The sequence below is a fragment of the Polaromonas sp. P1_F1 genome (assembly GCF_056405795.1).
This window is the reverse complement of record NZ_JBFUBJ010000001.1, coordinates 1,229,479-1,242,426: the sequence shown is the minus strand read 5'-3', so window position 1 is coordinate 1,242,426 and position 12,948 is coordinate 1,229,479. Positions and strand designations below refer to the sequence as shown.

Below are 12,948 nucleotides of genomic sequence, written 5' to 3'. Positions count from 1 at the left end.
TCGCGCAGGCTCAAGGTGGCGCGGAAGCTTTGTCACGCACCAAATTCGCGCAGGGCGCGGGGCTTACCCGCGGTGCGGTCAGGCCGGAGACGAGATGTCGGCCAGTGACTGGCCCACATCCTCTTCGTCCTGTCCCTTGACCGCGATATCGCCGATGGAAATGATGCCGGCCAGGCGTTGCGAGCCGTCCAGCACCGGGAGACGGCGAATCTGGCGGGACGCCATGTCTGCAAGGACCGTGTCGAGGTCGTCAGTTTCACGTGCGGTATGGATGTCGGTGCTCATCACGGTAGACAGCGGCGTGCCGCCGTTCAGGCCCTCCGCGACGGCGCGCAGCACGATGTCGCGGTCGGTCACCATGCCGAGCAGCTTGTCGCCCTCGCACACAGGGATCACGCCCACGTCGAGCTCACGCATGGCTTTCGCGGCGTCTGCCACGGTATTGCCGGGGGCCATGGTTCGCACGTTGCGGGTCATCACGTCGGTGACGGTCGTCATAAAAATACTCCTTGGATGGGTGGGCTTGGGTCCGGGCTGGGCGGTATCAGAACGACACCGCCGTCTGCAGCCAGCATGCCCTGCGCGTGCGTGTTTTTGCCGGTCATGGGCACCCGAGCGGCCGTAGGACAAGGCCGTTGACGTGTTGCTGTCAGCTGTCGGCAGGCGCCCTGCCATGGCGCTCGGCGTACAGGGCCAGTTCCACGTCGTTTTTGGCGCCGGTTTTTTCCAGGATGCGCAAGCGGTAGGTGCTCACGGTGTTGGACGCCAGGCCCAGTTGCGTGCCGATCTCACCCACGGACTTGCCGGCCGTGAGCAGGCGGAACACCTGGTGTTCACGGTGCGACAGGGCTTCGGCGCCGCTGCGTCCCCCGCTTCCGCCGACGGCGCTGGCCAGCGCTTCGGCCGTGGCGGCTGAAACGTACAGGCCACCGGCCGCCACCTTGCGCACCGCGGCAATCATGTCATCGGGGTTGGCGCTTTTATTCAGGTAGCCCGCCGCACCCAGCTTGATACAGCGCACGGCGTACTGCTTCTCAGGGTAGGTGCTAAGCATCAGCACCGGCAGGCGAGGCCAGTTTTTCTTGAGCGCCTGCAGCACATCCAGGCCATCGCGCTCGGGCAGGGCAATGTCCAGCAGCACGGCGCTCAGGCCTTTGTCTCCACCCAAAGCGTCGACGCGCTGCAGGATGTCGGGGCCGGTCTCCGCTTCGGCCACCACTTCAATTTCGGGCGCATCGGCCAGCACCTGCTTCAGGCCTTCACGCACGATGCGGTGGTCGTCGCCGATCAGGATTTTGAGGGTGCTCATAACTGGATCCGAAGGTGAAAGGCAGAGCCGTGGCCGACCCGGCTGGTGATCTCCAGGCTGCCGCCCAGGTGGCGCGCGCGCTCCCGCATGCCCATCACGCCGTAGGCATTGGCTGCTTCAAAGGCGGCGGCTTCGGCGCCGCGTCCGTTGTCCTGCACGGCGATGCTGATGTCACTGGCCGTGGCGTGTATGGTGATGGCCACGCGGCTGGCTTCAGCATGCCGTCCTACATTGCTGAGCATTTCCTGGAAGATACGAAAGATGGCAATCGCCGAGGGCTCGGGCAGGGGTGCGGCGTCGGCCACCTCCATTTGCCAGTCCAGCGCCAGTTCGGCCGACTGCACGAATTCATGCGCCTGCCAGTCCAGCGCTGCCCACAGGCCCTGGTGGTCCAGGATGCTGGGGCGCAGGTCGGTGATGATGCGGCCCACGTTGTCGACCGCGCTTTCAATCAGCCGCCCCATGTTCTGGCATTTGCTGCGCATGGTGTCGCGCATGACCTGCGCGTCACCGGGTTCACGCTGCTGCTGTTCGCCCAGGCGTTTGTCGAGCCAGCCCACGTCCATCTTCAGCGCCACCAGCAGGCTGCCCAGCTCGTCATGTACCTCGCGCGCGATGCGCGTGCGTTCTTCCTCGCGCACAGTGTGGGTGTAGGCGGTGAGCTCGCGCAGGTGCTGCAGGGCCTCAGACAGCGCCTGCGTGCGTTCGCTGACGCGCTGCTCCAGCACCGCATGCGCCTGGCGCAGCGCGTCTTCGGCCTGGCGGCGCGCCGAAATATCAACAAAGGTGACCACCGCGCCCTGCACCACGCCACCTTCGACGATGGGGTGCGATGAGTATTCAACGGCAAACGCGCTGCCGTCCTTGCGCCAGAACAGTTCGCTGTCGATGCGGCAGGGCAAGGCCTTGCGAAAAGCGTTGAAGATGGGGCAGAGGTGCTCGGGGTAGTGCGCGCCGCCGGCATGGGAGTGGTGCGCCAGCTCGTGCATGTTGTGGCCCAGCACATCGGCGGGGGCATAGCCCAGTTGCTCGGCGCCGGCACGGTTGATGAATGTGCAGCGGCCGTCCATGTCGATGCCGAAGATGCCCTCACCGGTGGACTCGAGCAGCTGCGACAGCTTGTCGCGCCAGACGGGCTGGTTGGCGCCGGGAAGGTGGGCGGGTGCGGGCATGGCGTAGTTCGGTTAACCGCCGTAGTCCGTAAATTCGGTAAACATCTTGTCAGGGCAACGCCCGCCGGAGCCACTGCGCTCGTAGTAGTTCCAGCGGTAAGCCATTTCCGTGTTGTCCTGGCAAGCCACGCCCTTGTACAGCTTGCCGTAAGTGGCCCTTGCGCCTGAGGATGACCGGAAGCTGTCAAGACTTTCAACGACCAGCACACCATCTTTGGGGTAAACCTTCAGCACGCCGAAAGACGCATTGCTCGGTATGTCGTAGTCCACATAGAGTTCGGTCCGCTCAGGATTCGGGCGCGCCTTCTCTACCAATATAAAAACCGCCTGTTGCTGCTCAACCAGCTCCTGCTGCGTCAGGTGGATAAACGATTGGGACTGCATTTTTTTGCCGAATTTCAGCGCCGGGCCCAGCACCAGCAAAGGTTTTCGCTCATCCGTAGAGGCAGGGTTGAACCGGTGTTGAAGCGGCTTTTTAAACCGGTTAACGACAGCCGAAAAAATTTCGTCGTCGCTAAAGTTTTTATTCTGCAGCTCCAAAGCCCAGACAGGGTTTGCAGCACATAGCAGCAGAGCAGCCAGTAATCGGTGTGTTTTGAAATCCATCATCATTGAACGGTTGTGATTGTTGGACCGCATCATGGCATGGCAAAGCCTGAGTTCTTTCCATACTGCACATGCGGGCATGAGCAAACATCGTGCCCAGCTTGGTGCGTGGCCGGGACTGTATCAACCCAAAATCGGTACTGAAGCGGGCTGGACGGAGCGGCTTGCCCCAGGTTCGCCCCAAAACGGGCTGCTTTTTTGATTCCCTGTAAAGTCCAAGGCATGCTTACGATTTCTAGAGGCGCCGCGCACCTCTCGCCGCGGCCGGTCGCCGCCTTTGCCCTGACAGTGATGATCTTGCTCGTGGCCTGTAGCCCCACGCTGAACTGGCGCGAAGTGCGGCCCGAGGGCACGCGCCTGGCGCTGCTTTTGCCCTGCAAGCCCGACAAAGCCGAAAAAGTGGTTCCACTGGGTGGCCCGGCAACTACCTTGCGCATGCTGGGTTGTGATGCCGGCGGCGCCACCTTTGCCGTGGCGGTGGCCGACCTCGGCGACGCGTCAAAAGCGGCGCCCGTGCTCGCACAGTGGCAAAGCCTCACGCTGGCGAACATGAAGGCCGGGCCTGCGCCGCAGGTGTCACCGCTCAAGTTACCCGGCGCTGCCACGCTGCCGCCAGCCTCGCTGGTCAAGGCCGATGGGCAGGGTCCCGACGGCAAACCGGTGAGCGGGCAGGCTGCCTACTTTGTGCAAGGCCCGCAGGTGTTCCAGGTGGTGATGTATGCCCCGCGCATCGCGCCCGAGGTGGCCGAGACATTTTTCTCCAGCCTCAAGTTTGAATAAAGTGGCTTGCCTTTCATGACCAGCGCAGAAGCTTCCTTGCCGACCTCCCCGAATACCGCTGCGCCGGCTGCCAGTTCCCACCCGGGCCGGCTGGACGCAAAAACCGGCGCCATTGTTTTCCTGGCGTTTGCCGCCGCGTATTTTTGTTCGGCGCTGGTGCGGGCCATCACCGCCACGCTGGCGCCGGTGCTCACGCAGGAGTTTTCGCTGCATGCACGCGACCTCGGCCTGCTGGCGGGCGGATATTTCCTGGGCTTTGCCGCCACGCAGCTGCCGCTGGGCACCTGGCTGGACCGCCATGGCCCCAAGCGCGTGATCCTGTGTTTTCTGGCGCTGTCAGTGCTGGGCTGCCTGGCTTTTTCGTTGAGCACCAGCTTTGCCTGGCTGCTGGCGTCGCGTGTGCTGGTCGGCATGGGCGTCAGCGCCTGCCTGATGGCGCCGCTCACGGGTTACCGCCGCTGGTATGAGCCGGCCACGGTGCTGCGCGCCAATTCGTGGATGCTGATGACCGGCTCACTCGGCATGCTGGCGTCTACCCTGCCGGTGCAATGGCTGATGCCGTTGACGGGCTGGCGATCGCTGTTCTGGATACTGGCCGCGATGATCTTGCTGTCGATGGCCGCGCTCGCCTGGGTGGTGCCGACATGGCAGCTCAATAGAAAGCATGAAAGCACAGAAGCCGCCGCGCCGGCGGTACCGGCCGAAGCTGGCTATGCGCCTATCTGGCGCAGCCGCTACTTCCGCAAGATGACGCCATTGGCTTTTTTCAATTACGGCGGGCTGGTGGCTGTGCAAACCTTGTGGGCCGGCCCCTGGATGATCAGGGTCGCGGGCTATACGCCGCTGGAGGCGGCCACCGGCCTCTTCTATATCAATGCTTCCATGCTGGTGACCTTCTGGAGCTGGGGCATGGTGAACCCCTGGCTGTCGCGGCACGGCTGGGGCGCCACCCGCCTGATCACCTGGGGCGTGCCCTTCAGCCTCACCGTGCTGGCGGTCAATATCGCGGCCGGCACCTCCACCGGATGGCTGGGCTGGGCGCTGTTTTGCATGGGGTGCAGCGTCATGGGGCTGGCGCAGCCCGCGGTGGGTATGGCGTTCAAGGCCTCGCTCGCCGGCCGGGCGCTATCGGCCTATAACCTGATGATTTTTGCCGGCGTGTTCACCGTGCAATGGGGAATCGGCTTGCTGATTGACGTGTTTGCCGCCATGGGCCTGGCACGGGTGGCGAGCTTTCAGGCGGCGATGTCCGTGTTTTTGTGTTGTTGTATCGCCTCATATGGGTATTTCCTCAGTGTGAAAGCTGATAATTCACCGCAATGAACGGCATTTTCATCATCGCTCACGCTCCTTTGGCCTCTGCCCTGCGCCAATGCGTGTTGCATGTGTTTCCGGACAACGCAGCGGGTATTTCCGCGCTGGACGTGCAGCCCAACATGCCACCCGAAGAAACCCTGGCCCAGGCGCGCATCATGCTGACGCAGCTCGGCACCTCGCATGCCCTGGTGCTGGTCGACGTGTTCGGCGCCACGCCCTGCAACGTGGCGCAAAAGCTGGTGGACGGCGTTCATTCCAAACTCATCACCGGCATCAACCTGCCCATGCTGCTGCGCACCGTGTCTTACCGCCACGAGTCGCTCGATGCGCTGGTAGCGCGCGCGCTGATCGGCGCCACGCAGGGCGTGATGCAGGTGGCCATCACCGCACCGCAAAATCAGGTACGCCGAAATCATGATCAAGACCAGCACGAACATCAGCAATAAGCTGGGCCTGCATGCCCGCGCCTCCGCCAAGCTCACCAAACTCGCCGGCAGCTTTGGCTGCGAGGTCTGGATGAGCAAGGGCGAGCGCCGCGTCAACGCCAAAAGCATCATGGGCGTGATGATGCTGGCTGCCGGGTTGGGCAGCATTGTCGAGGTCGAGACCAACGGCAACGACGAGCAGGCCGCGATGGACGCCATCCTCGCTTTGATCGCCGACAAGTTTGGCGAAGGGGAATGAATGGCCCCCACGCTTTTCACTTCGTGTAATACGCTGCCCCCCGAGGGGGCCGCCCCGCCTGCGGCCCGGGAAAGCCGAAGGTGCAGCCCCCACGGTCGCTCACTTCGTGTGCTCCCTGCCCCCCGAGGGGGCCGCCCGCCTGTGGCCCGGCAAAGCCGGTTCCACGTCTCGGACTGGCTCGAAGATACCGTCGTGGAGGGAGTTGTTGCATGACTTTTTCAGTCCACGGCCTGGCGGTCTCGCGCGGCATTGCTATCGGCCGCGCCGTGCTGGTGGCTTCCAGCCGTGCCGACGTGGCGCACTATTTCGTGGACGACGCCAAGACGGCGGACGAGATCACGCGGGTCAGGGTGTCGCGCAATGCGGTGATGGAGGAAATCACGCGCCTGCAGCAAGACCTGCCCAAAGACGCACCGCACGAGCTGGCTGCGCTGCTCGACGTGCACCTGATGCTGCTGCAGGACGAGCAGCTGATCAGCGGCGTGAAACACTGGATCGTCGACCGCCACTACAACGCCGAGTGGGCGTTGACCACGCAGTACGAAATCATTGCGCGCCAGTTCGACGACATGGAGGACGAGTACCTGCGCGAGCGCAAGGCCGACCTCGAGCAGGTGGTCGAGCGCATCCTGCGCCACATGAAAGGCGTGGCCTCGCCGGTGCAGCCCGCGGCCCAGGCGGGCGCCAGCCGCAAGCAGTCGCAGCAAGACCTGTTGCTGGACGACACCACCGACGTGCCGCTGGTGCTGATCGCGCATGACATTTCCCCGGCTGACATGCTGCAGTTCAAGCAGAGCCTCTTTGCCGGCTTTGCCACCGATGTGGGCGGCAAGACCTCGCACACCGCCATCGTGGCGCGCAGCATGGACATCCCGGCGGTGGTCGGGGCGCGTAGCGCCAGCCAGCTGATCAAGCAGGACGACTGGGTCATCATCGACGGCGAGGCCGGGGTGTTGATCGTCGACCCGTCGCCCATCATCCTGGCCGAATACGGCTTCAAGCAGCGCCAGGGCGAGCTGGAACGCCAGCGCCTGAACCGGCTCAAGCACACGGCGGCGCTGACCATCGACGGGCAGAAAGTCGATCTGCTGGCCAATATTGAAATGCCCGAAGACACGGTGGGCGCGGTGGCTGCCGGCGCCGTCGGCGTCGGGCTGTTTCGCAGTGAATTCCTATTTATGGGCCGCAGCGGCAAACTGCCCGACGAGGAAGAGCAATACCAGGCCTACCGCAAGGCGATTGAAGGCATGCACGGCCTGCCCGTCACCATCCGCACCGTGGATATCGGCTCCGACAAGCAGCTGGACCGCCACAAGGCGCAGGACACCCACCTCAACCCGGCGCTGGGCCTGCGCGCGATCCGCTGGAGCCTGGCCGACCCGCCGATGTTTTTGACGCAGCTGCGCGCCATTTTGCGTGCGGCCGCCCATGGCAAGGTCAACCTGCTGGTGCCCATGCTGGCGCACGGCAGTGAAATCCGCCAGACCATGGCGCTGATTGACCGTGCGCGCGCATTGCTCGACAACAAGGGCGTTCCGTACGGGCCGGTACGGCTGGGCGCAATGATCGAAATCCCGGCTGCGGCGCTGACGCTCAAGCTCTTCCTGAAGTACTTCGATTTCCTGTCCATCGGCACCAACGACCTGATCCAGTACACGCTGGCCATCGACCGCGCCGACGAGGCGGTGTCACACCTGTACAACCCCTGCCACCCGGCCGTGTTGCGGCTGATCGCCGACACCATCAACGAATGCAACGCGCAGGGCAAGGGTGTCAGCGTTTGTGGCGAGATGGCCGGCGACGTCACCATGACGCGGCTGTTGCTGGGCATGGGCCTGCGCAGCTTTTCCATGCACCCGTCGCAGATCCTGGCGGTCAAGCAGCAAATCCTGCGCGCCGATGCCGCCAAGCTGCAGCCCTGGGCTGAACAGGTGCTGGCCTGCGAAGAGCCGGCGACGATGCTGCAAGGCTGAAGGGTGCTGCCGGCAGGGCAGGTGTGATGCTATTAAAAATATAGCTGCTCGCGCACGTTCAGATTGGGCTAGAGCCCGAAAACGCTTGTAAATCTCGCGAATCTACCCGTTGAGAGGGCTGAAACAAAGCGAAACACGCCGCAACCGCGCTGCAAACAGCCGCGGGCCTCCCGCGGGCACCATGAGGAACCTTCACTTCTTCTTTGAGGCTCCTCATGAAACATCGCGTTAAAAAAATCCTGCTCGGCCTTTTCGGCGGGGCGCTCATCGTCGGCAGCCTGGGTGCGTGCTCGCACGGCGGCCACGGCTGGCACGGCGACGCCGGCTCCCCTGAAGCGCGCGCCCGCATGGTCGAAAAAATCGGCTCACGCCTGGACCTGGACGCTGTGCAAAAGCAAAAACTCGCCGTGCTGGCTGACAAGCTGCAGGCACAGCGCGCGGCCCTGCGCGGCAGCAGTGAGCCACGGGAAGCCGTTCGCGGCCTCTTTGCCGGCAACAAGCTGGACCAGGCCGGCGCCAAAAAGCTGATCGAGGAAAAAACCGCCGCGATTCAGTCCGGCAGCCCGGAAGTGATCGCCGCAGCGGCGGACTTCTTTGACAACCTCAAACCTGAGCAACAGCAAAAAGTGCGCGACTTCATGGAGCGCGGCCGCCGCTGGGGCTACCGTGGCTGAGGCACTTTTCTTCCCGGCAGGCCGCGTGGCGCGAACCGTTCAGCGCCGCATCGCCACGGCAGTTGCCCCGGGCAGCGCCAACGGCGGCGTACGCCTGCTGCTGCGTGCCGAGGGGCTGGCGGTGGTGGCTGCGGCGGCTGCGGCCTACGCCCAGTTCGGCGCGGGGTGGGGCTGGTTTGCAGCGTTATTTTTGCTGCCCGACCTGTCTTTCCTGGCCTACCTGGCCGGGCCGCGTGTGGGGGCTGCCGCCTATAACGCCATGCATTCCTACTTCGGCGCCGTAGCCCTGCTGGCGGCGGGCGTTCTGGGCGCAACCCCCGTGCTGGTGGCCGGCGGCCTGGTCTGGTGCGCGCACATCGGCTTTGACCGTGCGCTGGGCTACGGGCTCAAGTACGCGGCGGGTTTTGGCCAGACGCACCTCGGGCGCATCGGACGGGCCGATCCGTGGTGAACAGCGCTTTTCTCCGCTTCAAAGGAACCCGATGTTGAAATCGCTAACTTGCAGCATGTTCGTTGCTTTGGCGGCGATCGCCGGCGTGGTGGACGCCACTGAACTTTCCGGTGGCGCCGGCTTTCGTTTGATTCAGCTTCCCGATCCTGTCACGCAGCAACCGATGCAGGCGGCGGTGTTCTATCCGGCAGCACCTACGTCTGAAACAACCAGGATGGGGGCTGTCATTGTGTCTGCCGCGAAGGATGCGGCGCCGATGGGTGTGCGCCATCCTCTGGTGCTGCTCTCGCACGGCAATGGTGCCGGCCGGTTCAGTCACCACGATACAGCGACATTCCTCGCGCGTCATGGCTACGTGGTGGCCGCAATCGAGCATCCGGGCGACAATTTTCGCGACAGCAGCGGGGTCGGCACCGATCGGGTGCTGATTGGAAGAGCGCTGCAACTGTCGGCACTGCTGGATTTCCTGTTGCAGGCTCCGGCCTCTGCGGGCCTGATCGATTCCCGGCGGGTGGGCGTCGCGGGTTTTTCGGCAGGCGGCTATTCGGCCCTCTTGTTGATGGGCGCCAAACCGAAGTTCGAGCTGCTGAGTGCCTATTGCAAAGCCTTGCCGACAAGTGTTCTATGTGCCGGTGGCGGAAAGGTTTCCCTGTCGTCTCCCCCGCTGATCGCGAAGACCGACGACCGCATCCGCGCCGCGTTCATCATGAGCCCGCCGGGAGCCTTCTTTGACCGCGAAAGCCTGTCGCAGGTCTCGAGGCCGGTGAATCTGTACGCGGCCGGCGCCGATTCCGTGCTCCCGGTCAAGGAGAACGCGATAAAAGTAAAGGAACTGCTTCCCTCACTGGCCCGATACACCGAGATCCCCGCAGCCGACCACTTCGTGTTTCTCGCGCCGTGCACGTCGGAGATGCGCGGCGTCGCGCCCGCTCTGTGTACGGATCCACAAGGCGTCAATCGGGCTGCTGTGCATGACAATGTGAACCGCGATGCATTGATGTTTTTTCAGGAGCAACTCCAGGTCGATGCGAGTTTTCCGAAGCGAATGTAGCCAATCCTATGCCCCATATCCTGCTGATCGACGACGACGAGCACCTGGCTGCGCCGCTGGCCGCCTACTTTGCCCGTTTTGACTTTGTGCTCGAAAGCGCGCTGCGCCCCGGTGAAGGCTTGGCCATGCTGCGCACCGGTGCGTATGACGCAGCCATCCTGGACGTCATGCTGCCCGAGATGGACGGCTTTGCCCTGTGCCGCGAGATCCGCAAGGAAAGCGACATCCCCATCGTGATGCTGACGGCCCGCGGCGACGTGATGGACCGTGTGGTCGGGCTGGAGCTGGGCGCCGACGACTACCTGCCCAAGCCTTTTGAGCCGCGCGAGCTGGTGGCGCGCCTGCAGACCATTTTGCGGCGCCAGCGCAGCGCACCGGCTGCGGCTACCCAGCGCCATGTGTTCCAGGGGCTGGTGGTCGATGTGGAAACGCGCGAAGTGCTGCGCCTGGGTGAAAAGGTCGAGCTGACCGGCACCGAGTTTGAATTGCTGGCCCTGCTGGCGGCCGAGCCCGGCAAGGTCTTCAACCGCGACGACATCCTCAACCGCCTGCGCGGCCACGAGGCCGAGCTGTACACGCGCGCCGTCGACATCGTGGTGAGCCGGCTGCGCAAAAAACTGGAGCCACTGGACTGCATCAAGACCTTGCGCAACGCGGGCTATGCCCTCGCTGCCGGCAAGGCGGGTACGCCATGAGGCGGTGGAAAACGCGCCGGGACTGCCGGGCCCGCGAACGCTCACGCCCCGAGCGCTGGCGCCACCGCTGGAAGCATTCGCTCCGGCTGCGGCTGATCACCGTGTTCCTGCTGCTGGCGCTGGCCATGGGTGCTGTGTTCATGAGCGGCATGCAGCGGGCGTTTTCAACGGGCTGGCGCGACGCGGCCAAACCGCTGATCAGCGACTACATGGACAGGCTGGTGGCCGACCTGGGTTCGCCGCCCGATGTGGGCCGTGCCCAGGCGCTGGCTGCGCGGCTGCCGATTTCCATCCGCATTGAAGGGCCGCAGGTCAACTGGCAGTCCCATCCTGACAGGCCCGACCGCAAGGTGTTCGACGCCCGCGCCAAGGACTGGCTGAGCCGCACCACGGCCGACGGCCATCGCGTGATTTTTGGCCCCGGCACTGCGCCCTGGCAGGCAGCGCCACACGGCGTGTTTGGCTGGATCACGCTGGCGCTGCTGCTGGGCTTGCTCATAGGCGCCTATGCCTACGTGCGGCGCCTGCTGCGCCCGCTGGACGACATCCGCGCAGGCGCCGAGCGCTTTGGCCGCGGCGAGTTCGCAACGCCGATTCCCCTGCGCCGCCGCGACGAACTCGGCGACCTGGCCGGGCGCATCAACACCATGGCGCACGACATCGAAGGCATGCTCAACGCCAAACGCGCCTTGCTGCTGGCATTGAGCCATGAGCTGCGTTCCCCGCTGACACGCGCCAGGCTCAACGCCGAGTTGCTGCCCACCACGCCCGAGGGCACCGGTGCCGGCGAGCGCGAACGCGAGGCGCTGCTGCGCGACCTGGGCGAGATGCGCGACCTGATCAGCGACTTGCTCGAAAGCGAGCGTCTGGCCAGCCCGCACGTCGCACTACAGCGCGAACCGGTGGACCTGGCGGCGCTGGTGCGCGAGACGGCCACCGAGGTGCCAGGTGCGTCGGAGATGGTGCTGGACCTGGCGACTGGCCTTGCGCCGCTGGCACTGGACCGCATGCGCGTGCGCCTGCTGGTGCGCAACCTGATGGACAACGCACTGCGCTACAGCAGCGGCGCCGGGAGGCCGCCGCATGTGTCGCTGCAGCCGGCGGGCGGCGGCGTGATGCTGGAAGTGCGCGACTTCGGCCCGGGGGTGGATGCCGCGCAGCTGGCGCATTTGACCGAGCCCTTTTACCGGACCGACGGCGCACGCCAGCGCGCCACGGGCGGCGTGGGCCTGGGCATGTACTTGTGCCGACTGGTGGCCGAAGCGCATGGCGCCGAGCTGCAAGTGCGCAATGCAGAGCCCGGGCTGGCCGTGTGCGTGCTGTGGCATGCTATTGAATCAGGAGCTGCTGGCGCCCGTCCTTAAAGGGCTGCAGCCTTATTTTGCTCTTGTTCCCAGCAGCGCGGCGCCGATGATCATCACCGCCGCCAGGGCGATGCTCCAGCTCAGCGCGCGGCCGCTTACCCCCATCAGCAGTGCAGTCGAGCCCAGCGGCGTGAGGTAACTGAGGATGCCGATCTGCTGCGCGTCGCCCAGCTTGAGGGCCTTGTCCCAGAGAAAGAACGCCGCGCCCAGCGGCCCTGCGCCCAGCACCGCCAGCAATAGCCAGTCCTGCGCCGACAGCGTGGCGGCAGGCTCCAGCGCCCAATGGCACAGCAGCGAAAGCACGCCCGAGACCAGGCCGAAGAGGCCGATGGCCGCGGTGGGAAAGGCCGGCACGCGTTTTGTCAGCAGCGAGTAGCTGGCCCAGATGAAGGCCGAGCCCAGCGCCGGCAGGTAACCCCATGACCAGCCTGCGGAGGACGTCGCACCGCCACCGCCCGCGCCCAATATGGCAATGGCGGCGCCGGCAAATCCCAGCAGGCCTGCAGCCACATGCACAGCGCGCAGCTGCACGCCACGAAGGAACAGCGGCGCCAGCACCACGATAAAAAGCGGCCAGAGGTAGTTCACCAGGTTGGCCTCGACTGCCGGCGCATACCGCAGCGCGATGAAAAGCAGGAAGTGATAGCCGAAGAGGCCGTACACGCCGAGCGCCAGCGTGGCGGTGGGAATCTTCCATTGCGCGCGGTCCCGCAGCACAAAAGGCAGGGCCAGCAGGCTGCCGGTCAGCAGCGCAACGCCGGTGAGCAGAAAGGGCGGAACGTGTTTGAGCGAGACCCCGAGCGAGGCGAGCAGGGTCCAGAGGGCGATGGCGCCCAGTGCGTAGAGATTGGCTGGCATGGCGGCAAGCATAG

The 12,948-nt window shown here is 64.7% G+C and carries 15 protein-coding genes; 10 read left to right on the top strand and 5 right to left on the bottom strand.

All coding sequences use genetic code 11. The features are described 5' to 3' along the window. Positions 1-78: 78 nt before the first annotated feature. The 4 genes from AC1DZE_RS05985 to AC1DZE_RS05970 form a co-directional block, all read right to left on the bottom strand. Positions 79-498 carry a CBS domain-containing protein gene (locus AC1DZE_RS05985; RefSeq protein ID WP_477667612.1) on the bottom strand — a complete coding sequence of 140 codons (420 nt, stop codon included), beginning with the start codon at positions 496-498 and terminating at the stop codon, positions 79-81. Between the two features lie 151 nt (positions 499-649). Continuing rightward, a complete protein-coding gene (locus tag AC1DZE_RS05980; protein ID WP_477667613.1) occupies positions 650-1,309 on the bottom strand; it encodes a response regulator transcription factor in 660 nt (219 codons plus the stop codon). Then, positions 1,306-2,481, bottom strand: a complete 1,176-nt coding sequence (locus AC1DZE_RS05975; protein ID WP_477672426.1) for a sensor histidine kinase — start codon at positions 2,479-2,481, stop codon at positions 1,306-1,308. The genes AC1DZE_RS05980 and AC1DZE_RS05975 overlap by 4 nt, the downstream gene beginning before the upstream one ends. A 12-nt stretch (positions 2,482-2,493) precedes the next feature. Further along, positions 2,494-3,093: a hypothetical protein gene (locus AC1DZE_RS05970; RefSeq protein ID WP_477672425.1), complete on the bottom strand. Its 600-nt coding sequence runs from the start codon at positions 3,091-3,093 to the stop codon at positions 2,494-2,496. Positions 3,094-3,309: 216 nt separating this feature from the next. Here AC1DZE_RS05970 and AC1DZE_RS05965 point away from each other — a divergent pair, with 216 nt between their 5' ends. The 10 genes from AC1DZE_RS05965 (at position 3,310) to AC1DZE_RS05920 (ending at position 12,076) form a co-directional block, all read left to right on the top strand. Continuing rightward, entirely contained in the window at positions 3,310-3,867 is a 558-nt protein-coding gene (locus AC1DZE_RS05965; protein ID WP_477672424.1) for a hypothetical protein, read from the top strand. A gap of 15 nt (positions 3,868-3,882) precedes the next feature. Beyond that, positions 3,883-5,190, top strand: coding sequence for an MFS transporter (locus AC1DZE_RS05960; protein ID WP_477672423.1), 1,308 nt, complete (start codon positions 3,883-3,885; stop codon positions 5,188-5,190). After that, complete coding sequence (locus tag AC1DZE_RS05955) at positions 5,187-5,630, top strand: PTS sugar transporter subunit IIA (RefSeq protein ID WP_477667617.1); 444 nt, start codon at positions 5,187-5,189, stop codon at positions 5,628-5,630. The genes AC1DZE_RS05960 and AC1DZE_RS05955 overlap by 4 nt, the downstream gene beginning before the upstream one ends. Beyond that, positions 5,599-5,868 (top strand): HPr family phosphocarrier protein, encoded by a 270-nt coding sequence (locus AC1DZE_RS05950; RefSeq protein WP_477668869.1) that lies wholly within the window; start codon positions 5,599-5,601, stop codon positions 5,866-5,868. The genes AC1DZE_RS05955 and AC1DZE_RS05950 overlap by 32 nt, the downstream gene beginning before the upstream one ends. A 209-nt stretch (positions 5,869-6,077) precedes the next feature. Beyond that, entirely contained in the window at positions 6,078-7,841 is a 1,764-nt protein-coding gene (gene ptsP / locus AC1DZE_RS05945) for a phosphoenolpyruvate--protein phosphotransferase (protein ID WP_457281601.1), read from the top strand. Between the two features lie 215 nt (positions 7,842-8,056). Then, positions 8,057-8,515, top strand: coding sequence for a Spy/CpxP family protein refolding chaperone (locus AC1DZE_RS05940; RefSeq protein WP_477668867.1), 459 nt, complete (start codon positions 8,057-8,059; stop codon positions 8,513-8,515). Beyond that, on the top strand, positions 8,508-8,966 hold the full coding sequence (locus AC1DZE_RS05935) for a DUF4260 domain-containing protein (protein WP_477699862.1): 459 nt from the start codon (positions 8,508-8,510) through the stop codon (positions 8,964-8,966). The genes AC1DZE_RS05940 and AC1DZE_RS05935 overlap by 8 nt, the downstream gene beginning before the upstream one ends. A 55-nt stretch (positions 8,967-9,021) precedes the next feature. After that, positions 9,022-10,017, top strand: a complete 996-nt coding sequence (locus AC1DZE_RS05930; protein WP_477672947.1) for an alpha/beta hydrolase family protein — start codon at positions 9,022-9,024, stop codon at positions 10,015-10,017. 8 nt (positions 10,018-10,025) lie between these two features. Further along, positions 10,026-10,712: a response regulator transcription factor gene (locus AC1DZE_RS05925; protein ID WP_477672948.1), complete on the top strand. Its 687-nt coding sequence runs from the start codon at positions 10,026-10,028 to the stop codon at positions 10,710-10,712. Next, entirely contained in the window at positions 10,709-12,076 is a 1,368-nt protein-coding gene (locus tag AC1DZE_RS05920) for a sensor histidine kinase (RefSeq protein ID WP_477672949.1), read from the top strand. Before AC1DZE_RS05925 ends, AC1DZE_RS05920 begins: the two co-directional genes overlap by 4 nt. Positions 12,077-12,088: 12 nt before the next feature. Here the strand turns inward: AC1DZE_RS05920 and AC1DZE_RS05915 are convergent, their stop codons facing one another. Next, positions 12,089-12,934: a DMT family transporter gene (locus AC1DZE_RS05915; protein ID WP_477668862.1), complete on the bottom strand. Its 846-nt coding sequence runs from the start codon at positions 12,932-12,934 to the stop codon at positions 12,089-12,091. Between the last annotated feature and the right edge of the window lie 14 nt (positions 12,935-12,948).